We start from the raw sequence: 1,441 nt of genomic DNA on the forward strand, positions 1-1,441 counted from the left end.
AGGCTTTGGTCAAGATCTTGGAGAAGGAAGCCGAAACCGGAATGGCGGCGTCTTTGAGTTGGTGAGCGGAAGTATCGTTAGTCAGATGGACCGAGTCCGCCATTGGATCGAACAGTTTCCGGATCGTCAGAAGGCGGCGGTGCTGGAGGCAGTCGAGTCTTCGCTTTTGGCCAGGATAAGGCACGCCCTAGGTACGGTAGAGGAACTGGAAGCGACTCAGCGAGGTCCGGCGTTTCGGGTCGAGTTACTCGGGACTTATAACCTCGAGCCGTTACGACCGGTCTTGCAGCTTGCACTTAATTGTTTGCCCGCCCGAGCAACCCTGGAGATCGGACCTCTGGATGCGATTGAGACTCGCATTGCGCAGGGCGCGTTGGGTGCGGAGCGTGAAGCGTTAGATGCACGCGTGGTCCTTTGGCGTACCGAGGAATTGCTTCCCGAAGTGTTTTATCCTTTCTCGAATGGATTTCCCGATGGCATTACTTCCCGGCGCGACCAGTTACTCGGGCGAATCGAAGGTGTGGTTCGACTCCACCAGCAAACGGCTGCGGAAATGCCATTATTCCTCTCAACCGTTCCTCCACCGGTCGGGTCCTCGAATCCGGTTCTGGCTGCGCAACATCGGGCGGGGTTGTTTTCAATCTTAGGCTCAATAAATCAAAAACTGTACGAGCTGGCGACCGAGAACAGCAGCGTCTATGTGATTGACCTTGCGGCGTGGGCGAGTGGACAAAGACGCGGTCATGAAGCTGTAGGACTGGATTTTATGGCGCGACAGCCATTCAGCGCGGCCGGGCAAGTCGCCTTCGCCTTCTATTTGGCGCGATTTCTGCGACCACTGATCGTGTCGAGGAAAAAGGCACTCGCAATTGACCTCGACAATACCCTTTGGGGCGGAGTGCTGGGGGAAGATGGCTTGGCGGGCCTCCAGATCGGACCAGAGTTCCCTGGTAACGTGCATCTGCGAATCCAGCGAGAGCTGCTTGAGTTAAAGGAGAGGGGAATCGCTTTGGTATTGCTCTCGAAAAACAATGCTATTGACGTGGAGGAGGCTTTTAGCTCGCTTCCGGGTATGATCCTTAAGTTGGAAGATTTCGCGGTCCGCAAGATCAATTGGGAACCAAAGTCGGAAAATCTGCGCGCGGCCGCGGCAGAGCTCAGGCTGGGACTTGATAGCTTTGCCTTCATCGACGATTCGGATTACGAGCGCGAGCAGATGCGGCAGCTCAACCCGCGGGTGCTGATCCTAAATCAGAACTCCGATCCGCTGCGGACCCTGAATACGCTGTGGGAGACAGATGCCTTTGACTCACTCTTTCTCACCAAAGAGGATCGGCAACGCCAGCATGACTACCGGGTCCGTCAGGCGCGCGAAATTGGGGCGCATCAGGACGATCTGGAAAGCTTCCTCAAATCGTTGCAAATGGCTGCGACAATCGAG

At 55.8% G+C, this 1,441-nt stretch carries 1 protein-coding gene; it reads left to right on the forward strand.

The window, feature by feature from the left end; genetic code table 11:
• A partial coding sequence (locus DMG62_22780; GenBank protein PYY20621.1) for a hypothetical protein occupies positions 1-1,441 on the forward strand: 1,441 nt, incomplete at both ends.

The sequence above is a fragment of the Acidobacteriota bacterium genome (assembly GCA_003225175.1).
Lineage (GTDB): Bacteria > Acidobacteriota > Terriglobia > Terriglobales > Acidobacteriaceae > Gp1-AA112.